The 22,574-nt window shown below is 56.8% G+C and carries 15 protein-coding genes; 4 read left to right on the plus strand and 11 right to left on the minus strand.

The window, feature by feature from the left end; genetic code table 11:
- Positions 1-12: 12 nt before the first annotated feature.
- Together GOW98_RS06665 and GOW98_RS06670 are read right to left on the minus strand one after the other, a co-directional pair.
- On the minus strand, positions 13-819 hold the full coding sequence (locus tag GOW98_RS06665; RefSeq protein WP_170330289.1) for an ABC transporter ATP-binding protein: 807 nt from the start codon (positions 817-819) through the stop codon (positions 13-15).
- 1 nt (position 820) lies between these two features.
- Positions 821-1,945, minus strand: coding sequence for an ABC transporter permease (locus GOW98_RS06670; protein WP_170330290.1), 1,125 nt, complete (start codon positions 1,943-1,945; stop codon positions 821-823).
- A gap of 263 nt (positions 1,946-2,208) precedes the next feature.
- Here GOW98_RS06670 and GOW98_RS06675 point away from each other — a divergent pair, with 263 nt between their 5' ends.
- From GOW98_RS06675 to GOW98_RS06685, 3 genes are all read left to right on the plus strand, one after another.
- On the plus strand, positions 2,209-3,741 hold the full coding sequence (locus tag GOW98_RS06675) for a sulfatase-like hydrolase/transferase (protein WP_170330291.1): 1,533 nt from the start codon (positions 2,209-2,211) through the stop codon (positions 3,739-3,741).
- A gap of 96 nt (positions 3,742-3,837) precedes the next feature.
- Positions 3,838-5,736 (plus strand): PAS-domain containing protein, encoded by a 1,899-nt coding sequence (locus GOW98_RS06680; protein WP_170330292.1) that lies wholly within the window; start codon positions 3,838-3,840, stop codon positions 5,734-5,736.
- Positions 5,733-6,443 carry a response regulator transcription factor gene (locus GOW98_RS06685; RefSeq protein WP_170330293.1) on the plus strand — a complete coding sequence of 237 codons (711 nt, stop codon included), beginning with the start codon at positions 5,733-5,735 and terminating at the stop codon, positions 6,441-6,443. Before GOW98_RS06680 ends, GOW98_RS06685 begins: the two co-directional genes overlap by 4 nt.
- Positions 6,444-6,641: 198 nt before the next feature.
- On the opposite strand, the gene GOW98_RS26195 is transcribed toward GOW98_RS06685, so the two are convergent.
- The 7 genes from GOW98_RS26195 to GOW98_RS06715 form a co-directional block, all read right to left on the minus strand.
- On the minus strand, positions 6,642-7,169 hold the full coding sequence (locus GOW98_RS26195) for a transposase (protein ID WP_367646814.1): 528 nt from the start codon (positions 7,167-7,169) through the stop codon (positions 6,642-6,644).
- Positions 7,170-7,178: 9 nt separating this feature from the next.
- The gene (locus GOW98_RS26200; protein ID WP_367646822.1) at positions 7,179-7,376 is read right to left on the minus strand and encodes a transposase; all 198 of its coding nucleotides are present in this window, start codon (positions 7,374-7,376) and stop codon (positions 7,179-7,181) included.
- Positions 7,377-7,580: 204 nt separating this feature from the next.
- Positions 7,581-8,891 carry an HlyD family type I secretion periplasmic adaptor subunit gene (locus tag GOW98_RS06695; RefSeq protein ID WP_170330294.1) on the minus strand — a complete coding sequence of 437 codons (1,311 nt, stop codon included), beginning with the start codon at positions 8,889-8,891 and terminating at the stop codon, positions 7,581-7,583.
- A complete protein-coding gene (locus GOW98_RS06700) occupies positions 8,875-11,022 on the minus strand; it encodes a type I secretion system permease/ATPase (protein WP_170330295.1) in 2,148 nt (715 codons plus the stop codon). Before GOW98_RS06700 ends, GOW98_RS06695 begins: the two co-directional genes overlap by 17 nt.
- Entirely contained in the window at positions 11,019-12,263 is a 1,245-nt protein-coding gene (locus tag GOW98_RS06705; RefSeq protein ID WP_170330296.1) for a TolC family protein, read from the minus strand. Before GOW98_RS06705 ends, GOW98_RS06700 begins: the two co-directional genes overlap by 4 nt.
- A gap of 106 nt (positions 12,264-12,369) precedes the next feature.
- Positions 12,370-13,188, minus strand: a complete 819-nt coding sequence (locus GOW98_RS06710) for a SapC family protein (protein WP_170330297.1) — start codon at positions 13,186-13,188, stop codon at positions 12,370-12,372.
- Between the two features lie 58 nt (positions 13,189-13,246).
- Positions 13,247-17,119 (minus strand): Ig-like domain-containing protein, encoded by a 3,873-nt coding sequence (locus GOW98_RS06715; protein ID WP_254437924.1) that lies wholly within the window; start codon positions 17,117-17,119, stop codon positions 13,247-13,249.
- 318 nt (positions 17,120-17,437) lie between these two features.
- Between GOW98_RS06715 and GOW98_RS06720 the strand changes: the two genes are divergently transcribed.
- On the plus strand, positions 17,438-19,369 hold the full coding sequence (locus GOW98_RS06720; RefSeq protein ID WP_367646815.1) for a beta-propeller fold lactonase family protein: 1,932 nt from the start codon (positions 17,438-17,440) through the stop codon (positions 19,367-19,369).
- Between the two features lie 14 nt (positions 19,370-19,383).
- Here the strand turns inward: GOW98_RS06720 and GOW98_RS06725 are convergent, their stop codons facing one another.
- Together GOW98_RS06725 and GOW98_RS06730 are read right to left on the minus strand one after the other, a co-directional pair.
- Entirely contained in the window at positions 19,384-20,700 is a 1,317-nt protein-coding gene (locus GOW98_RS06725; protein ID WP_170330300.1) for an HlyD family type I secretion periplasmic adaptor subunit, read from the minus strand.
- Positions 20,690-22,414 (minus strand): type I secretion system permease/ATPase, encoded by a 1,725-nt coding sequence (locus tag GOW98_RS06730; RefSeq protein WP_254437940.1) that lies wholly within the window; start codon positions 22,412-22,414, stop codon positions 20,690-20,692. Before GOW98_RS06730 ends, GOW98_RS06725 begins: the two co-directional genes overlap by 11 nt.
- Between the last annotated feature and the right edge of the window lie 160 nt (positions 22,415-22,574).

Genomic DNA, 22,574 nt, shown 5'->3' on the forward strand with positions numbered 1-22,574 from the left:
CCTCTACCTGTCCTAGCCCTTCTCTTGCGCCGCGCGCGCCCGGGGGCCGGTGAAGTATTCCTGCACCCAAGGATGATCCACTTTGGTCATTTCTTCAATTGGTCCTTCAACTAGAACGCGTTTTTCTGCAAGCACTGCGATGCGGTCGCAAATGGCGTAAAGACTGTCCAGATCATGCGTGACCATGAAAACGGTCAGCCCAAGCGCGTGCTGCAATTCCCCGATCAACTCGTCATAGGCCGCGGCTCCGATCGGGTCCAAACCGGCGGTAGGCTCGTCCAGAAACACAATCTCAGGGTCCAGCGCCAAAGCGCGGGCGAGGGCGGCGCGTTTGCGCATCCCGCCTGAAAGCTCTGAGGGAAATTTCCCGCAACTCAGTTGTGGAAGACCGACAAGGCTGATTTTCAGACTTCCCAGCGCCTGCATCAGCTTTTCGCTGATCCCGGTATGCTCGCGCAGCGGCGCCATGACATTTTGTAAAACGGTCAGAGACGAGAATAGCGCGCCATCCTGAAACGCAACGCCCCAGTGCCGTTCGATGCGCCGACGTTCGTGTTCGGGGCCGTTCAGCACATCAACGCCCAACACCTCGATACTTCCAGCTGCGGGCTTGTTCAGCCCGACAATCGTCCGCAGCAGCACGGATTTACCTGTGCCCGAACCGCCGACGATGCCCAATACCTCGCCCCGCCAGACATCCAGGTTTAGGTTCTCGTGAACCACCTGCGGCCCGAACCGGTTTGTCAGATTGCGAACACGGATCACCGCTTCTCGCTGGGCGTTGGAGTCCGAGGTTTGTTCCAGCACAGTTCCGTCCATGTCAGACATCCAATGCCGAGAAGAAGATCGAGAACAGCGCGTCCAGTGCGATGACCATGAAGATGGCTTGCACGACCGAGGCGGTGGTCCTCTGACCGACGCTCTGGGCTGATCCCTTGACTTGCATCGCCTGCCAGCAGGCGATCACGCCGATGACCAGCGCAAAGAACGGTGCTTTGATCATGCCGACGGCAAAGTGCCAGATGCCTGTGCTTTCCTTCAATCGGGTCACGAACATGCCGGGGCTGATGTCCAGATCGATCCAGCTCATCAAACCACCACCGAGCAGAGCGGCCATATCGGAAATGAAACCAAGGATCGGCAGCATGATCAGCAGGGCAACGACCCGCGGGATCACCAGCACTTCGATCGGGTCCAGACCCAGCGTGCGCATGGCGTCGATCTCTTCCTGCACTTTCATCGAGCCGATCGACGCGGTAAACGCCGACCCGGATCGACCCGCGACAATGATGGCTGTCAGTAGGATGCCCAGCTCACGCAGAACCGAGATCGAGATCAATTCGACCACAAAAATCTCGGCCCCAAATTGTTTCAGCTGCGTCGCACCCTGAAAGGCCAGCACGACGCCGATCAGGAACCCCATCAGGGCCACAATCGGAATCGCTTTGAACCCGACTTCTTCCATCTGCGACACCAGCGCCGCCCGGCGCAGCCGCCACGGCATCACGATGGTCCGAACCAGACGATGTAGCGTCAGACCAAGAAATCCCAGCATTGACAGCGTGTCATTCCAGGCCCCGACCGTGCGCTCGCCAATGCTGGCGACCCAATCGGTAAAGCTGTGGCGCTCGGCCTCGATTCCCGGATCGTCGGGTATGTTTTCGGCGACCGTCTCAAGCAGGGCGGAATGTGCAGGGCTCAACCCTTCGAAGCGGACATCGGCCCCAACAGCGCGGACCCGCTGCGCCAGATTGGCAACCAGCCAAGCTCCGCCTGTATCCAGCGCCTCAACCTTCGTCAGATCAAATGTGACTTTTCCACCTTGCGGCTTTATTGCCGCGAATGCCTGTTCCACTTTTTCCAGAGACTGGGTCAGCATCTCGCCCGAAATACGCAGGCAGACGCCGTCGGCGTCGTGGTCCGAATGTATCATGGGCTGCGTCATGGCCGTATGAGATGTGAAACCGCGTTGTGCTGCAACGGATTTCTGCGCACCACCGGGAATTGCCCCCGCACAATAGCAGCAGTGTGACAATTTCGGAGCGGCCGGGCTTCGGTGCGGCGGATTGCGTCAATCAACCCTGCTTTTCGTTTAAGTTCAGATTTTTATACCTGATCAAAACCCGACATCAGGAAGTTGTTGCCGGGGCGGACGAACCGCGCCAAAGATCACAGCTGAAACGCCTCGGTGGAATCAGGTTAGGTCACATGCAAAAACCCGGAAATGTCCTGTTCATCATCATTGATCAGTTGCGGGCGGATTGCCTGAACGGAGCCCTTGCGGCTCATGTCGATCTGCCCAACTTACGCGCATTCATGGACGAGGCCGTCACCTTTGACCGTCACTTTTCGGTGACAAATCCCTGCGGCCCGTCGCGCGCCTCGATCCTGACCGGTCAGTACGCGATGAACCACAGGTCAATTCGTAACGGCACTCCGTTGCGGCACGATACGCCAAACATCGCAACCGAGATGCGCAAGGCTGGTTACCTGCCGATGTTGTTCGGCTACACCGACACTTCTGCCGACCCGCGCGTATTCGATCCGGGCGATCCGATCCTGAAGTCATACGAGAATCCTATGAACGGATTTCACGAGGTCGTCGAAATGCGGCTAGAGGAATCCTATCCCTGGCAGTCGTATCTGATGGAAAAGGGGTATAAGTTCGAGAAGTATTGGGACGTTTATAAACCGGTTTCGCCAAATGGGGACGAGCTGCGCCTGAATGATCCTGCAATGTACCGGGCCGAGGATAGCGATACTGCCTTTCTGACCAACGCGTTCCTGAACAGTATGGCCCCTTTCAAAGAGCAGAGCTGGTTCGCTCATTTGACTTACATCCGACCACATCCGCCTCTGGTTGCTCCGGCCCCTTACAATGACATGTATGACCCGGCTGCTTTGCCGCTGGCGGCGGGTTTCGAAAAAGTGTCCGATGAGCGGGCGTTGCATCCCTTTTTCGGCCCCGCGATCGACAAGCAAACGGCTACAGATTTCGTCGAAGGATTCGAAAACATAGATCCGACGCCGGAAAATGTTAAAACCCTCCGCTCGGTTTATCTCGGGCTCGCGACCGAGGTCGATCACCATGTCGGCCGTGTCATCCAGTTTCTCAAGGATAGCGGTCAATATGACCATACCCTACTGGTGATCACCGCCGATCATGGAGAGATGCTGGGTGATCGCCACACATGGGGCAAGATGACGGTCTATGACGCGGCTTATCATACGCCCTTGATGATCCGGATGCCCGGCAATCTGGATCAGGCGGGGACCTTGGTGAAAGTGCCGACAGAGTCCATCGATATCACCCCCACGATACTGGACTGGGCCGGGTTGCCGATCCCGAATGCGATGGACGGGCGATCCCTGATGCCTCTGCTGGAAGGAGAAACCCCGGAGGATTGGCGCAAGTATTCGTTCAGTGAACTGGATTTCTCAGCGCCGGAAAAGCCGAGCTTGTGGCAACAACAATTGGGCACGGGCAATAGTGAATCGTGTCTGGGTATTTTGCGGGACGACCGATTTACTTTGGTCGAATTTGCTGCAGACCTGCCGCCCCTCCTGTTTGATCATAACGAAAAGGGAGAGATGGAGAACGTCGCCGAAAAATCCGATTACGCGGCAGACTTGGCACGATTGGGGCGGATGATGTTACGCCATCGTATGCGCAACATGGATCACACGCTATCGCTGCACTCGATTACAGCGGAAGGGCCGAAATCCAAGCCCCGGTACTGACCTGCGCCATTAACAACCAAGCCCAATGTGTCGCGTCCGTTTCCTCTACACCTGTGACAGATCCGATGTTACGCATGTGTTAGGGGGAGGGCGAGTTTGGACGTAACCGAACAACACGTAAAAGAGATGACAACCGCCGGTCTGAACCTGATCGGACAGGCGTTATCGATATACGACAGTCAGCTGCGGTTGGTTGTCAGCAACCGACCGTTCCAGGTGATGTTCGATTTGCCCGATGAACTGGTCCAACCCGGGGCACAGTTCCGGGATACGATCCGCTATCTGGCGGCGCGCGGCGAATACGGCGAAGATGTTGATGTCGAAGCAATCGTGGATCTGCGGGTTCGACAGGCTCTGACTTTTGAACCTCACTATATTGAGCGTTCCCGCGCTAATGGTCAGGTGATCTCGGTTGAAGGAGCGCCTCTGTCTAAAGGCGGCTGGGTATCGGTTTACACCGATATCACCAACACCAAACAGGCCGAGGCCTTGCTGCGCGCCCGGTCCGAGGAATTGTCAGGCCAGTTGTTAGATCGGGCCGAAGAGCTTTCAGCGACCAACCGAAAACTCGCCGCCACCAACGCCGCTCTGGAGGAGGCCAAGCGCCAGTTGACCGAGATAGAAGCTCGCACGCGCATGACGACCGAGATGATGCCGGCCCATATTGCGCATCTGGACCCCAATGGTCGGTATGATTATTCGAACCGGCGGCTTAGCTCGGTTATGCCGGGCCGTCCGTCGGAAATTCTGGGCATGCATGTTTCCGAGGCTTTGGGGGCTCGGGCCTTCCCGCGCGTCGAACCCCATCTGCAAAAGGCCTATGACGGCGAAGCCTCGGTCTTTGAGTTTACCGAAGATCAGGATTCCCGGCGCCTCCGCGTGTCGTTCTCTCCGGACGGCGACGGCGGCGTCTATGTGATGTCGGTCGATATCACCGAGGAAACCCAAGCACGCGTGGCACTACAACAAACCCGGCGTCGTGCAATGGCAGCGCAGATGACCAGCGGGCTGGCGCATGATTTTTCCAATCTGCTGACGATCATTCTGGGAATGCAATCCCGGCTTGATAAGATGGATCTGCCCGCCGAGGCCCGGGAACTTGTGGCCGCTACGCAACAAACTGCCCGCCGGGGCGGTCAGTTGCTGAACAGGATCGCGGACATGACCGGCAACCGCACGTTTCAGCCCAAAGCGACTGATATGCGTGGACTGCTGGAGGATTTGCGTGTACTGGCTTCGCCGTCCCTGCCGCGCGGCGTGGGGCTGTCTGTGGTAAATACACTGCCCGACGAGGCGCTGATGCTGGACCCGGGTATGGTGCAGGACGCGCTGCTAAATCTGGTTCTGAACGCGAGGGATGCCTGCGGCGGGTTTGGTCAGATCACCATCAGCGCCCATAAGATCGGCGATATCTGGATCGAGATCGCGGTTTCGGACACTGGCCCGGGCTTCTCGGACGAAGGGTTGGAAAAGGCGTTGAACCCTTTTTTCACCACCAAGGGCAGCAAAGGATCGGGGTTGGGCCTGCCGATGGTCTACGACACCGTGAAACTTGCAGGCGGAGACCTGAACCTGCGCAATACCCCTTCGGGTGCATCCGTGGCCATGCGTTTGCCCTATCGTCCGGCTCCACCGATACAGGAAGGATTGGTATTGCTGGTCGAGGACAGTGACGATCTGCGCTGGCAGTTCCGGGACATGCTGGTTGATCTCGGGTTCTCGGTGATCGAGGCAACATCGGTCGACGAAGCCTTGGCCCTGACGGCGGATATCGACGACATCGTGTTTGTGCTGTCGGACATTCGGCTGGAAGGGCAGGGGACTGGGCTGGATTTGCTAGCGCAGCTAAAACCTGCGATGCCGTGCATTCTGATGACTTCTTTACCCTATTCCGATCCGTTGCACCGTCAGGCGCTGACGCTGGCACCGGTGCTAGCCAAACCGTTTACTCGGGCGCAACTGTCCGCCCTGATCCGAGCCGAGAAAGCCCGATGACACAACCACTGGTCACTATTGTCGATGATGAACCCGAAATCCGGCGTGTTCTGACCGACGCTCTGGAAGAAGCAGGTTTTCGCACCCAGAGCTTCGCTCGTGCGCGGGAATTCGAAGCCACATTGAAACGCGTGACACCGGATGTTTGCCTTGTCGATCTTTCGTTGCCCGATACCGACGGGCTTGCGCTTGTTCATCGGCTGGCTTTGGAACAGGGGGCGGCGGTAATCATAATCTCGGGTCGGGCGCAGGTGCAGGATCGTGTCACGGGGTTGGAACTTGGCGCTGATGACTACATCACCAAGCCGTTTGACCCCGCGGAGGTCGTGGCTCGCGTTCGCGCAAGATTGCGATCCCCGCGCGTCCAGACGTCTCATTCGGACGTCGCGCGTTTCAACGGCTGGACCGCTTATTTCGACCGCTATGTTCTGGAGGACGGCAGCGGAACGGAAGTACCGTTCAGCCACGCGGAAGGTGAGGTTTTACGTCTGTTTCTTGAAAGCCCCAAACGCTTGATCAGCCGTGCCCAGATGCAGGAAGCCTTGGGGGGCGCCGCTGGCGACAGTTTTGACCGGGCCATGGATGTGCGCATCTCTCGGCTGCGTACCAAATTGGGTGAAGACCCCAAAAACCCGGGCCTCATCAAAACCATTTATGGGGCGGGTTACATTTTCCTTGGGGATGTAGAATGGCAAAAAACAGTTTAGAGGAGGTTTCGTTGCCGCAATGACGAAATAGGTTTTTATTACTTTGTGTGGGCCTAGTTGCACAAATCGGCTGAGAGCCGGACGTCCCCTTTCCCCGGACGGGCTTATCCTACGGGCTCTGTTTTAGGTATGCCAAGCGCGGAGTAACCGTTCAGCAAGGCGATACGAACCTGTAATTCGGTGACCTGGCGATCGAAATCACGTGCCATGAGGGATTGTCCGAGCAGCTTGATGCAGTTCATCTCGCTCTCGACACGGCATCGGCGATGCTATCCGCTCCATCGTCGCCAGATGGCGCGCCCCAAGTACTTCGAGGCTCGCAGCGCTTCGTTGCGTGCGACGACACCGGGTTTCGCCGGCTTCCGGGGCGTAGCGTTCTTCCGGGGGGGGGATGACAGTATCAGCATTTCTGGCGGCAATGGCCTCATGGCTCTTCCGGGTGTCGTAGGCCCCGTCGGCGGTGACTGATGCGATGTCCTGATCCGTTCCGATTTGATCCAGCAGCTCTGGAATTATGGGCGAGTCACCGATATTGCTGCCGGTGATCTCGACGGCTCTGACCTCCAGCGTTTCCTCGTCAATTCCTGTGTGTATCTTGCGCCAGATGCGCCGCTTGGAGGCACTATGCTTTCGGGCATTCCACTCACCTTCTCCCTCAGCCTTGATGCCGGTGCTGTCGATGAGAAGGTTCAGCGGATCATTCGCTCCACGGTAGGGGACAGTCACGTTCAGTTTTCACTGGCGGCACAAGGTGCTGAAGTCCGGGACCGGCCAGTCCAACCCGACCAGCTGAAGGAGACTTTCGACGAAACCAGTCGTCCGTCGCAACGGCTTACTGAACAACACCTTCATCTTTAGGCATGTCTGGATCGCGGCATCGGTGAAGCTCGGTTGTCGGCCATGCTTTCCGGTCGGAGGTGGTCTCCACACCATGTCGGGATCAAACCACACTGTCAGTGAACCGCACAGCTTAAGCGCCTTTTTGTTAGCAGACCAATCCGTCGTCTTGTATTTCGCAAGGGCTCAACTGCGCATGTCTCCCAGCTATCACGCTGGATTCATGCAGTGATTCCCTCAACCGAATTATGCAAAAAACCCGGGCGAATCGTGCAAAGGTTATTTGGACCGTTGTAGTTCCTATTCGCGCAAAGCTTTGTCCCGGATTTTGACTACCGGTTGTAGCAGGTACTCCAGAACAGTTTTTCGACCTGATAAGATATCGACCTCGGCTATCATGCCAGGAATGATTTCAACGGCTATGCCATCTGCGTCCAGCATCGCGTTGCTGGTCTCGATTTCCACGACGAAAACCTCTTCGTCATTGCGTTCCGATCTCGTGATCGTATCAGCACCGATACGTGTAATTTCACCATCCAACGCCCCGTATCGGGCAAAGTCATAGGCGGTAATCTTAACCTTAACGGTTTGCCCGGCATGCAGGAACGCGATGTCTTCCGGCGGTACGTATGCCTCGACCAGCAGCGTGTCATTCAGGGGAACGATTTCAATCAGTTCCTCACCGCTGCGTGCCAACCCCCCGATAGTACTGCGATGCACCCGGTTGACGATGCCTCGCACAGGAGACCGCACCTGCGCCCTGTCTGCCCGATCCTTTAGTGCAGGCAAAACCGGGCGTAATGCGGCAAGTTCGGTGGTTGCCACCGCCAGATCAGTCAGCGCGGCGCTGCGAAACCGGCTGCGGGTTGCGCGGATACGGTCGTCTATTTCGTCCAGACTGGTTTTCAGCCGGTTGGTCGCTGCCACGGCCCGGGTTTTTCGACCTCCCCACTCGGCCTCACCCCGACGCAGCGTCAAGAGCGTCGTCGCCGGTTCCATCCGTTTTTTCACCAGAGGTTCCATCATCGCGCGCTCTTCCGCTAATAGTCTGAGCGTTTCGTCGGCGGTTACCTGGTCTACAAGGCCCTCTTCATATTCCTGCTGCCTTTGTTGGCGCTGACGTTCCAGGATGGCAACTTCGGCGAGCAACTCGGATTGCCGTCCCTGATACAGGGCAGTTTCCGATTTCACGACTTCGGGGGCGCCTGCTATCAGGTCCGGTGAAAAGCTCAGGTCAGTTCCGTCGATTTCCGTCTGCAAGCGTTGCGTTCGCGCCATCAAGCCGAAGGCGCGTTGTTGTTCCTGGCTAAACTGGCTGTCGATCTGGGTTGTTTCGAACTCCATCAACAACAGGCCCTTGTCGACCACTTGTCCTTCGCGAACATTCAGCGATTGTAGAACACCGGGTTCCGTGGCTTCGATCACCTGAACGTCGGCCGAAGGTACAATTCGTCCATCCACGCGGGTCACGTCGTCAAGCTCGGTCAGATGCGCCCACAGACCAAGTGCAATCAGGCATGAAGCGATTACCAGTAAAAGCAGGGATCCGCGTATTGGTGAGCGCCCGCGCATCTCTCGCGCGAGGGTGGCGAGGTCAGGATGCCGCGACATTCAGATGCCTCCCTGCCTTGCGCGCGTGTCGTGCGAGCATACTTTTGGGTCCGTCGGCGGACACTCGCCCGTCTTCGATTACGATGACCCGATCCACCAGCTCCAACAGGCTGGTGCGATGTGTGACAATGACCATCGTGGTGTCCGGTGTGGCCTGTTTCAGGCGACGGATCACCTCAGCTTCGGTTTTCACGTCCATCGCACTAGTCGGCTCATCCAACAACAGAACCGGAGGGCGACCAATCAGAGCTCTGGCCAGCGCGATGGCCTGTCGCTGACCGCCTGAGAGGCCTTCGCCGCGCTCGGCCAGTTGCAAATCATAGCCGTTGGGATGATGGGCGACAAAATCTTCCACACCTGCCACTTTTCCTGCGTGGATCAAATCCTGATCACGTGGTCGGACAGAGCCGCTGCTGATGTTCTCGCGCACCGTGCCGGAAAACAGCCAAATATCCTGCAACACGGACCCGATATTTCGGCGTAGATCACCTGGATCAATCTGGCGAATATCCACGCCATCCAGCATGACAGATCCGGTCCGAGGGTCATACAGTCCAAGCAGCAGGCGTGTGATTGTACTTTTCCCAGACCCGATCGGTCCCAAAATCGCTACCTTTTCACCGGGTTCAATTGAGAAGGTTACTCCGGCCAATGTATCCTCGGCCTGATCCGGGTAGGCGAATTGGACATTCTTGAAACTGATGCGCCCTTCAAAGCTGTCTCGGCTGATCCAGCTGCGCCCAGGCGGTCTTTCACTTTCGGCCTGCATTAACGCGTTCAGGTTGCGATACGCGCTGCGGGCTTGGTTGACACGAGTCAGGGTTTGGGCAAGCTGGCCAAGCGGTGCCAATGCGCGCCCGGTCAGCATTACCGAGGCGACCAGGGCCCCCATGCTTGCCTTACCGTCGGCAATCAAAAACACTCCGTAGAAAACGATCAGAACCTGAGCCGCCTGCTGGGTGAACCCGGTCAGATTCAGTGCAAACTGCGTCACCATACGGCTGCGCGCACCGTGCGAGGATTGACGCTCGATCGCGCTTTCCCAGCGGGTTCGCATTGATCTGGCCGCAGCTGTGGTCTTGATCGTTTCAAGCCCCGAGACGGTTTCCACCAGAACAGATTGCTTGGATTGGCCTTCGGAAAAGCTCTTCTCGGCCAGACGCGACAACACCGGCTGAACGACCACCCCGGCCAGCAAGACAACCGGAACCGCAAGGGCGGGGATCAGGGCCAGAGGTCCGCCGACCAGATGGATTACAAAGACGAACAGAGCAATGAAGGGCAGATCGACCAATGCAACCAGCGTTGCCGATGTAAAGAACTCCCGCAGGGTTTCGAACTCGCGTACGGTGCTCGCCATGGCGCCGGTAGATCCGGTGCGGGATTTCATACGGATGTTCAGCACCTGATCAAAAACGCGCCGTCCCATCTGCAAATCGGCCTTTTGCCCGGCGCGGTCAATGAAACCAGCACGCAAGAGTTTTAGAAGGAAATCAAACCCCAGTGCGAGGCCGACCCCTGCAGTCAGTGCAATCAGGGACTCTGTTGCTTCGTTTGGCAGCACGCGGTCATAAACGACCATGATGAAGATCGAAGTGGACAGCCCCAGTAAATTCGCCAGCGCCGCGGCTAGGATCACTTGGGTATAGGACCACCGGTTTGCTGCCATCGCCGACCAGAACCAATGGCCAGATGTAGGGGTCTGACCACCCGAGACCTCGGCCCTATGGTCGCGACGAAACAGGATTGCGTATCCGGTGTAAGCGCGTCCCAGCTTGTCCTCGGACACTTCGCCGACCCCGTCCCCGAGGTCCGGGTCGAAAATCAGAAGGCTGCCGTCCTGCGTGCGACCGTGGAAAACAACGGCTTTGTCATCTTCCAAAATTAACAGAGCAGGAGACAGGTTTGAGTCAAAGTCCTGCAACTTACGTCTGCCATAGCCAGCCTGCAAGCCAGCACCTTGCGCCACCTCAATGGCATCACGAAGGGTCAGTTCATCCGATGCGCCGGTTTGTGAGGCGTGCAGGGCAGCCACCGTCAATGGACGGTCCAGCTGAGCCGCGACATGCAACAAACAAGCCTCACGTGCAGAAAGTGAAGGTGAGCGGGAAATTGGCAAAAGCTGTGTCATAGGCCGTCACCCCATTGCACTGTAGAAACACCCAGCAGGTCCAGAATGTCGCCGGTTAGGCTCAGCGCGGCGTAGTTGGTAAGGAAGAAATTCTGCTCGGCCAGGATCAGTCTTTCCTGCGCGTTTACATAGTCACGCTGCGCATCCAGAATCTCGATCAGGCTGCGCCTGCCGATAGTGAACTGTTCACGTGCGGCGGTAACGCTGTCGGCGTTGGCTTGAACGGCAACCCGCGCGGCTTGCAGACGGACCGCGCCGGCTTGCTGGTCGGACCGGACAAACTCCAGTTCACGGCGAATGTCCCGGATGACAGAGTCCCGCGTGAATTCCGCCTCTTTGACCTGTGCTTCGGCTGCCGCGATCGCGGCCCGGCGTTGCCCTGTACTGTCGATTTCGTAGTTGAACGACAGATCGACACCGAAATTTGCGTCGTTGCTGTCATCCCGATCGGCAAAAGCCGCAATTTCAACGCCCGGCTGACGCCGTGCAAGCGCGGCTGCCTGTTCTGCTCTTGCCGACAGCAGGGCGGCATCGGCACGCCTGACCTGCGGGCTATCCATTACGATCTCAGAGTCGGTCCGCGACAGTTTCGGAGCCGTGACAGGAGGCGGAAGTTTGCCCGGGGGCGTGCCAAAGAACTCACGATACTGAGCATCCGCACGGTCCAAACGCGCTTTGGCATCTGCCAGTCGCGTCTGTGCATCCGCCACACGAGAGCGCGCCGTCAGAACGTCAGCATTCGACCCCACACCCTGAACCGAGCGTTCGGTGATCTGCCGCACCAGTTCTTCGTGAACCGCAACATTTCGGGTCGATATTTCCAGAACTTTTCGCCGGTCCAGAACCACGACATAGGCTTCGATTGCCGACAGCGCGACGGCCGATGCCGTTTGCACCTGATCCCCGAAACTTTGCAACACACGGGCCTTTGCCGCCGTCAGGTCATTCGACGCAGCCCCGCCATCATACACCAATTGAGAAATGCGCAGATACGGGGTGACGTCGGCAATGTCCGAATCTATGCGTTCGGACCGCGCGTTTACCCCCACGGAGAGTCGGGGCAGAAAGGCCCCTTTGGCTGCGTCTTCGTTGGCTGCCGCGATCTTCAGCCTAGTTGCACTTTGTCCCAGGTCGGGGTTCGATTCAACGGCTGCCTTAATCCGTTGACCAAACGCACTTTGCGCCAACCTAGGCTCAGGCGCGCTTGCACCAGCTCCGACAGATCCACGAGACAGCGACATTTCAATGCCTGTCAAATCGGGCGTAGGTGTACAGGCCGACAATACGGCTGCTAACAAGATATAGGGAGCAAGTCCGAGACTACGTTTGAATATTGGCATAGGTGTTTCACACCTCACTGGTTCCGAGGAAATCGTCATTCTGCGCGTTGGCCATTGCATGAAGAAAACCGGAAATGTCTAAATTTTCCGTGTATTTATTTGGTGAAATGGATCGTGCCATCTGGCATTGAACCCGTGCTAACCACGCAATATGGGAAAGTGAGACCTGATGAGCGTGGATTAACAGAAACGCGCCTGAATCTATCAATTTCAGTTTTTCAATTCTTGGTAGTTTCGCAAGCCGTGGGGTTGAAATACAAAATGTACCTGCCGGCAAAGCGATCCCATCGTGAGTTTCAACGGGTTCAAACAATTTCAAACCCTTGATTGTCTGACAAAGGGCCAAGGTCGCGTTATGGGCCGCAGTCCGGGTTTGGAGAAAGCTCCGCACGTCGCGCAATGCAGGTGACATCTCTCCTGTCCTGTCGAAGAACGGCTCGTCCTTAGGATTGGTGCTTAATAGTCCTGATGCCTCGTCCACGTTCAACTGAAACAGCGCGGGTCTGCCCGCGCTTTCCAGTCCAACAGGCTTTGCCCGAAAGGGTTGGCACCGCAGTTCTGACGGTACATAAGCTGCCAACCACTGTCCGTCCGGCGAAACAAATGGATTGGGTAAATCGACTGAAGTTGAGAAAACAGCTCTCGGCTCAATTCCCCTGCTGGTTTCTTTGAACACTATTGGAAAGCTCGCGGCAATTTGCGGAACTTCCTGTAAGACGATTGAGCAATCGTCGCGATTGGCTGCGAAATTGTAAGAGGTGAAACGCTTCCAATATTGATGACTGTGCCGAGCGACGGTCACTGGAACCAAGCCGTTCTGTGCCATACTAGCCCCATGATTGTTGGTTTGGCTGCCGTTCAATGGAATGGCAGCCAATTTGCGATCACGCGGTTGTCCCGGTCGGATCGGAGTGCAGGATGTTGTCCGCGCTCAGGTCAGTCAGGTCATCCAGGCCGGTGAACTGAGCGACGGTTTCAACAGATGCTGAATTCGGACTACTGTAATCGACCTTGACCAAAACACTGTCGGAACCGTCCGTTGCCATGACATAGACTTCGTCACCGAATTGAAGCCCAGAAAAGCTCTCTACGGCGGTTTCGATCGTACCTTCTGACAAATCGCTCAATACCGTAGTCAGACCAACGACCCCGGTGTTTTCGCCGATCGCTTCGCCTACGGTCAGAGATTCGAAATCTGTTCCGTCTCCGCGCAGTGTTCCAAGGCTCAGGCCGCTGAACGTTAGTGCATCCGCCACCTCAGTAGCGGGACCGAGTGTGAAACCTGTCACCGTGTCGCTGCCATTGGACGCCGGGTCTGCTTCAAACACAACGATGTCGCGCCCGGCATTCGAGACATCAATCACGTCGTCTCCCTCCATTCCGCGTATGTGATTGTCCACGTCCGTTGCCGTCAGCGTGTCATCCCCGCTGGTGCCGACCTGGAAGACGGACGGTCCACCAAACGGGCTGGTGATTGTCAGCTCGATGGGCTTACTTGCATCTATCAGGTTCATGTCAAAGCTGATCAGGGGCTGGCTTAGGTCTAATTCAGAAGTTGTGAAGCCACCGAAACGTATTAGCGACGTGCTGACCGGGTTGGTGGAAAAAAATTGGAGATCACTATTGGCTTCTTCTGAGCCGACGTCGAAGGTCGCAACTGACGGATCCAGGTTCAGGTTTAATTGTGGGCTGTTTCTGGCTCCGGCATCCAGACCGGATCCGGCATAAATCTCAAAGCTAACCGTACTCCCGGAGATTCCGACCTGAGAGATTACATAGGCCGGAGGTTCGTGCGCCGTGTTCTCATCGGTCTCGGTCAGGGGATCCGGTCCGCCGGAAACTGTTGCACTGGCTGAGAAATCCAGGTCGTCGCCTGCATTGATGCCTGAGAATTCCGATGCAGGTACGACCAGGGACCAACTGCCATCGGCCCCCACGGTTGCGTTTCCGGCCGGGTTTCCGTTGAGAGTGATATCCACGGCCTGACCCGCGCCTAATCCGATCGACGTTCCCGCAACGGTGACGCCAGACGCCTGCGCGTCGGTCAGGGAAACCGCGTTGTTTGCACCTACCGGATTCATGGTCAAAATTGGCCGGAAGTCCGTAGTAAGTGTGGACGTAGCCGGAGTTGCCGGGTTCCCGGCTTGATCGGTTACATTGGCCGACACCGAATAGCCGGTACTGTCAGATAGAGCAGCCAAATCGGCCGTAGGGACGGTCGTTGACCAGGAACCGCCCGTGGCGTTGCCGGTATATGTCTGGCCATTCAGGGTGACGGACACGGTTTGCCCGTCTTCGGCGCTGGTTGTGCCAGTAATCGTCAGGTCGCTGCCTTGTTCAACTATGTCTAGCGTAGCTCCCACAGAAAAGGGGTCGAACGTTACACTTGGAGCGGTGAAATCGGTGTCAAAGCTCGTCGTGTGCTCGGCGGTGTTGCCAGCCGCATCCGACACAGAAGCATCGACATCATATGAGACTCCGTCCAGCAGCCCACCCAAGTCCGCAGCCGGGGCCGTGTAGCTCCAGGTACCGCTGTTGACGGTAGCAGTGCCGGTGACATCAACTGTTCCGTCGGGGCGGGCGATTTCGACCGTAACCACTGCGCCATCCGCAGCGTCAGAAGTGCCGGTCACAGTCAGATCTGATCCCTGTTCTGTGGCGTTCATGATGGCACCATTCGACAGGTTTGTGATGCTTACCGTTGGTGCGGTGAAGTCTGTATCAAAACTGTTGCTGGCCTGGACGGCCGGGTTTCCTGCTTGGTCTGTCACATCTGCGGTAACAGCTATAGTGGCACTGTCCGACAGGGCTGCCAGATCTACGGCGGGAATGGTAACAGACCAAGCGCCACCGGTTGTTGCGCCGGTGTAGGTTTGCCCATTTGCCGAAACAGTCACGGTTTGGCCGTCCTCGGCCGTGGTCGCACCCGAGATGGTTAGATCCGTGCCTCTCTCGACCGCGTTCAGTACAGATCCGTCTGAGAAACTGTCGATTGAAAGCGTTGGCGCAGTCACATCTTTGGCTAATGGCACATTGGCCTGCGGGGCAGCCAGACCATCGACATCCGAGACATCGGCAGTAACGGTAAAGTTCCCCCCGTCGGGCAGAGCCGCCAAATCGGAGGTTGGCACCATCACGCTCCAACTGCCGCCTGAGACGGTATCGGTATAGGCCTGACCGTTCAGGTTGACCGTTACCTGCTGACCGTCTTGTACATTGCCGGTCGTGCCTGAGATCGTCAGATCGGACCCCACTTCGACAGTGTTCAGAACCGCGCCAACGGACAGCGGTGAGATGGCGACGGATGGGCCGGTCAAATCAACCGAGACGGACGCAGACGCCGGAACGGAGATGTTGCCAGCCGCATCTGAAACAGTGACGTTGAATGTGGCGGGCACGCCAGTGGACAGGCCACTGAGATCGGCGCTGGGGATCGTCAGGCTCCAGTTTCCGCCAGAGGCCGTGGTCGAATAGGATTGGCCATCGAATATCACATTAACAGGCTGACCATCCTCCGCATTGGTCGAACCTGTGAGCGACAAGTCGGTGCTTGCATCAAGCAACCCAATTGATCCACCCGCGACTGGGTCCAATGAAACGGTTGGAGCGGTAAAGTCCGTGTCAAAACTGGCGTCGGCTTGTGGGGCCGGGTTGCCTGCCCGATCAGTCACATCAGCGGTAACGAGCATTGTGGTGCCGTCCGGCAGAGAGACTAGATCAGAAGTCGGAACGGATATACTCCAGTTTCCGCCAGACGCTTTTGCAGTATAGGTCTGTCCGTTTAGTGATACAGAGACAGCCTGACCGTCTTCGGCGGTTGTCGTACCGGTTATAATCAGGTCGGTGGTCTGTTCGGACGCATTCATCACTGCACCGTCCGAAAAGCCCGAGATCGTCAGAGTCGGGGGAAAGGTATCAACATCAAAGGTAACTGACTCTGCCGCCAGTTCCGCACCCTCGGCATCTAGATTTCGGATCGTCACAGCTTGCACACCCTGCGGCAGGGCGTCGGCCTCGGCAGGGGTCAGTGCAACATTCCATGACCCATCCAGTTCTGGCGTAACGCTTTTTGTGAGCGAACCGATGGTAACCTGGACCGTTTCCGTTCCTTCCGGCGCAAGCAGGTTCATCTCGGCGCTGCTTAGTGTGTCGGTTTGAGATCCTTCCAAATTGAGTATGGGATAGCTGGGTGTTGGTGCAGGTGCTGGTTCTACTACAGACGGAGGTACAGGTTCGGCTTCATCGCCGCCTCCACCTCCGCCGTCACCGCCACCACCACCGCCTCCGGCGGCGGCTGCAGCACCGGCAAGGCCCAAACCACCCAAGGCAGCAGTCCCGGCCCCACTGATCCCTCCTGCGGCGGCGGCACCGCCGACCTCAGCCAGGCCAAATTGGGCGATCTCGGCTACGGCGTCCTCAGCAATCATGACCGCGCCGCTGTCCAACACCTGCACATTTTCGGCGGCAACAATCATCTTGCGTCCGTCAGCCATTTTCAGCAGGACATCACCATTGTCTAAAAGCTTGACCGAACGGACACCGGGTATCGTTTCCGCGAACTGGAACGCATAGAGTTCTTCGATCGTGGCCTGTGCCAGCGCGGGCAGCGCCAGAATTGTCGACCCGAGCCCACCAACGATGCCACGGCCGGCCCAACGGCGCATTTTGCCGTCAATCCACTGCCGAATGTTCTGTTTGCGCTCGAAATCTGGCTGATCGTCAGCCGGAGTGATGTAGGAATCAGGTTCTTTAGTCATCTTACCCTCACATTTGGTTTCCGCGCCCGTCCGAGGGGTCCAGGTTTTGTTCATCTGTCTTTCCCCCCGGTGACTCATGCGGTCGGACCAGAAAAAATTGAGTTAAACTGAAGCCGAACTCCTCGTTTTCTCCACATTCCTGCTTTGGTTTCGGACTGGGCATCGGATCATCCTGTCGTTGGTGCCAGATTTGGCGTGGGGTGATTTGATATGGTGCTTCAGTTCCAAGGCGTGGTTGCAACGGGTAGAGCAGCGCTCGATTCAGGTATCGGTGAAACGGCTTTAAAAACGTTTAATGGCGTTACATATCTGTACAGCGTGACCGGTCCGGGCGGCGGAATTGCGGTTTGGAAACTGGTCGAAGGCGCCTTGCCGCAGTTGCAGGACACCGAGTATTTCAGCGGTTCGATAACGTATCAGGTTGGCAACAGCGCTATGCCTGTGTCGCTGGCCGGAGACGATCAGCTTGTTCTGGATGTGCGTACTGCGACCGGGCTGGTCGGGTATGAGTTAAACCCGAACGGGACCGTTGGTGCTCTGAAGGAAACCGATTCTCTGGTTGGGGGCGGCGATATCTCGGCGCTTGTTGAGTTTGAGGGTATCCTGACCGTCGCGCACGAGGGCACAGGGCAGATTGCGACCTATTCCGTGAATGCAGATAGCTCATTGAGCCTGGCAGATACCGTCACGGCAAAGGCTGATTCGATGCAGATTTTGCAAGCGGGTGCGGATCACTTCGTGCTGGCAGCCGATGCGGCCAGTGGCACGATCAGCACCTTTGAGCTTGATCAGGATACCGGGGCGTTGAGCTGGGTCGATAACAGCGACGCATTGGCGACCTTGGGGATTGCGACCCCGACGGCGGTCGAAGTGGTGCAGGCTTACGGTCGATCGTGGATCGTTGTGGCAGGTGCGGGCAGCAACTCGCTCAGCGTAATGAGGTTAGGCGGCGACGGTCGCCTGACCCCAACCGACCATGTTTTGGACTCGTTGCACACGCGGTTTGAAACAGTACAGGATCTGGCAGTGATCGAAGCTGACGGGCACGTCTTTGTTGTTGCTGGCGGAGGCGATGACGGCGTGACTTTGTTTACCCTGACCCCGAACGGCCAGTTGGTGTATCTGGACAGTTTTGCCGACACCGTACAGAGCGGGCTGCAAAACGTTGAATCGCTCAGCCTTGCGCATGTTGGGGATGAACTGCAAATTCTCGTCGGTTCACAACAAGATGCGGGGCTGACACAGCTTAGTGTTTCGATTGATAATCTGGGGGTCATTCGGGATGGTTTTGGAACGGTGTCCGGATCGGCGCAGAATGACATACTCAGCGGTAGTTTTTTGGACACCACGCTTATGGGCGGGGCAGGGGACGATATTCTGGTCGCGGGCGTTGGGGCGACCACAATGCACGGCGGAAGCGGCGCGGACATCTTTGTAATGCAATATGGCAGTGATCCGACGACGATTAACGGTTTTGAAGCCGGTGTCGACCGGTTGGATATGTTCGATTACCCGCTGCTGCGCTCGCCGGGGCAGTTGACGTTTACACCAACGGCACAAGGGGCGCAGATTGAATTTTTTGACGAAGTGATCGTAATCAATTCCTCAAGCGCAAGCCCTCTGACCAGCAACGAAGTGTTCGGATCCGGGTTTGGCGGGCCGGATCACATCCCGGTCGATTTTGGAGATTTCGGCGGTTTGGATCCAGGCAGTTCGGGCGGTTTCTTGGGCGACGTCTCAATCAACTCGGAAACTGCGAATCCGGGCCTGACCGACGCCGAGATTCGCTTTACACCAGACGGGGGCGGAACCATCAGCGTGCGCGCGGATGAGGAAGGGCGTTTTGATCTGGGCTTGCCGTCAGGGACATTTGAGGGTGAGTTGGACATCGTCAAAACCTATTCGACGGCCAGTGACGAGATTACGGCGCTGGATGCTTTGCAGGCTCTTCGTATCGCGGTCGGGCTGGGGCCGAGCTGGGGTTCGGCGACACCAGAAAACCTGATCGCGGCAGATATCACTCAGGATGGCATGGTGAACGCTTTGGATGCTTTGGTTATTCTTCAGGCCGCTCTCCGTCTTCCTGCGGCGTATGACGCAAAATGGGTTTTTTTGGACGACGATACAGACCTTTCAGGGATCACAGAGTCGAATGTCCATTATGAAACCGGCGTAGAGGTCACGGCGGTGGATAATGTGATTACCACCGACATGACCTCAATCTTGTTAGGTAACGTGGAACAGGTCTGACCCCGCAGTTCCCGTTATTCGCGGAAGGCCCGGTTGAAGTAGTCGGCCAAGGGTTTGACGAGATAAGACAACGGGGTTCTTTCGTCTGTCTTGATCATGGTTTCCACCGGCATACCCGGCAACAAGGCTTGCCCGTTCAACCGTTCGATTTCGCTCTCTGCAGGCGCTACCTCGGCCCGGTAGAACGTCTGGCCGGAGTTCTCATCAGTGAACGTATCTGCCGATACTGTAATCACTTGGCCTTCAATTTCCGGTGTTTCGCGCTGGTTGAAGGCGGTGAAGCGCAACGATACCGGTTGGCCGACATACAACTGATCGACATGGATCGCGTCCACGCGCGCGGCGACGAGCAACGGTGTGTCCTGAGGTACAATGTACATCATAGGTTCTGCTGGCTGAATCACCGATTGCAGCGCAAAGACCTGACTGCCGTAGACCGTTCCTGCAACAGGAGCACGAATATCCAAGCGGGAAAGCCGCACATCCAGTGACAACCGACGTTCAGCCAGTTCCAATATCTGCGTCTGTACATCGCGCAATTCGGTGATCGCCTCTTCGCGTCGGGTGGCTGTCAATTCCACTATTTCTATTTCGGTTGCTGCAATTTGCCCTGCCAGCCGCGCAACTGCCGCCTCCAATCGACCGATCTCGCCGGTGAGACTGGCCTCTTCGCGCAGCAGGGCGGAAACCCGGCTTGCCTGGGTCAAGCCGCGATTTAACAGGCTTTGTTGATCGCTCAGTTCCTCTTGAATAAGCTCTACCTGACGTCGCAGAGAAACAAGCTGTGCCTCTGTTCCTTCGATTTCAGTTTCGATTTGATCCCGCTGTTTGCCCAACTGCTGAGTTTGCTGCGTAAGGGTTTCCAGTCGGGCTTCGAACAAGCTCTGCTGACCTGCGATCAGATCCGAGTCGATGTTTTCCTGCTCTTGAACAGATGCCAGCTGAGTTTCCAGAGTCTTCGAATCTGCCCCGTCGCGCTCAGCCTCCAAACGGGCCCGGCGCGCCATCAGTTCAAACAGCTGAGATTCAACGATGGTCTTTTCTGAAGACAAGAACGTATCGTCCAGGCGGACCAGCATGTCACCGTCGCCAACTACATCCCCGTCGCGGACGAAAATCTCTCCGACCACACCGCCATCGGGATGCTCGACAACCTGCCTGTTGCTTTGAACCTCAATACTGCCTTGCGAGATGATGGCCCCCGCCAAACGAGTCTGAACAGCCCATATTCCAAGTCCACCGACCAAGATTACCAAAGCTAAAAAGCCGATGAAGGCTGGTATGGTGATCCGCCATACCGGGCGTGTGCCCCGAGTTGTTTTACCCTGCATCTTTTTTCACCTGGCTGAGGCCCCGTTTGATTGCACCGGCGTTCTGCACCATTGCCCCCAGTACTTCGTCGCGGCTGCCGGACTTCACCACCTGCCCGTTTTCAACAACCGCCAGATCGTCGCATTCCGAGATTGCCTGCGGACGGTGCGTCATGATGATCGTCGACTTGCCCGCCGCTTTCAGATCCCTGACGGCTGCGTTCAGTGCCTCGGTACCGTCAGCATCAAGCGCAGAGTTGGGCTCATCAAGGATCAGCAGAACCGGATCGCCGTACAAGGCGCGCGCAAGTGCGATACGTTGTTTTTGTCCTCCGGACAACTGGCTGTCATTCCCTTCCAAAAAGGTATCATAACCTTTGCTCAGCGACAGAATAAGCTCATGCGCTTTGGCTTTCTTTGCTGCTTCGACAACGGCTTTGGGGTCCGGTTCCTCAGACATTCGGGCAATGTTTTCGGCCACCGTGCCATTGAACAGAGTTACCGCCTGGGGAAGATAGCCGATGTGTTGACCCAAATCAGTGGGGTCATATTGATCCAGTGTTGCTCCGCCAAGTCGAATTTCACCTGCCGCCGGTTGCCACAGACCCAGTAGGGCTTTTGCCAGCGTCGACTTTCCTGATCCGCTTTTCCCTATAACACCAAGGGCTTTGCCTGGTTTGAGCTGTAGCGCGACATTTCGCAGTGTTGGTTTGTCAGCGCCGGGTGGAATGACGGTCAAACCTTTGGCAGTTAGCAGAGCCTCAGGCACCGGTAGTTTGGTGCGTGGCTTTTCGGGCGGGGTTGCATCCAGAAACTGGTTCAGCGATGCCCATGCCGTTCGTGCACGTTGAACCATTCCCCATTGGCCTACGGCTTGTTCGATTGGTGCCAGAGCGCGGCCCAGCAGAATCGAGCCGGCGATCATCGCACCCGGTGTCAGTTCGTTGCGCAACACCAACCAGGCACCAAGCGCCAGCATCGCCGACTGCAAAAATAGCCGTAGTGATTTGGTCAGTGAGGTAAAGCTACCGGTCCAGTCACTGGCAGAAATGGTCTGACGCAGAGCGTCCGTTCTCTGTTTCTGCCAGCGATCAGTGATGTCTTCCTGCATACCTTGCGACCGAACGACCTCGGCGGCCTGCCTGGCTTGCTCTGAAAAGGCGTTGGCCTGCGCCGAGGCCCTTTGCGCCGAAGCAACTTTACGATGCGTCAAACCTTGGTTCAGCAGCGCAATTATAATCAGCAGAGAACCGCCCGCCACGGCGAGCCAGCCCAGCAAGGGGTGAAAAAGGAAGATGGCCGCCAGAAAGACAGGTGTCCAGGGGATATCCATCACGGCCAATAACACGGGTGACGAACACAGATTCTGAATCGACTCCAGATCGCGTAGTGCTGTCGCTGGTGCTGATCGCGCCTGAGGATGGATTGAACGACGAAGGGTTGCGTCGAATACTCGCTCGTCCAGTTGAGATTGGAAACGGGCACCAAAACGCGCGACGATTCTACCGCGAGCATAGTCCAGCATCGCCATCAGGGCATATAAAAGCGCAACCAGTAAGAATAGTGCGGTCAGGGTTTCAACCGAGCGCGAACCCAACACCCGGTCATAGACCTGCAACATGAATAAAGGTCCCGTCAGCATCAGGATGTTGACGAAAATACTGAACAGAAAAGCCAGAGCCAGAAAGGTTATGCCCTGATTGCGTACTTTTCGCAGTTCGTGGCGGGGAGGCATCATCATGCGGTTTTGGATGTTCACGTACGGGGCCTTTGATAACAGTTTGTCTTCAGGGCTAGGGCGTTTGCGATGGACTGTACACTAAAACCAAGACACAGTGGTGAAAATGAGCGAAGTGGTGGATCGGCGAAAAGCTACTTGTCGTCAAGCCAACGAC

It is taken from the genome of Ruegeria arenilitoris, assembly GCF_013032445.1.
GTDB classification, from domain to species: Bacteria; Pseudomonadota; Alphaproteobacteria; order Rhodobacterales; family Rhodobacteraceae; genus Ruegeria; species Ruegeria arenilitoris_F.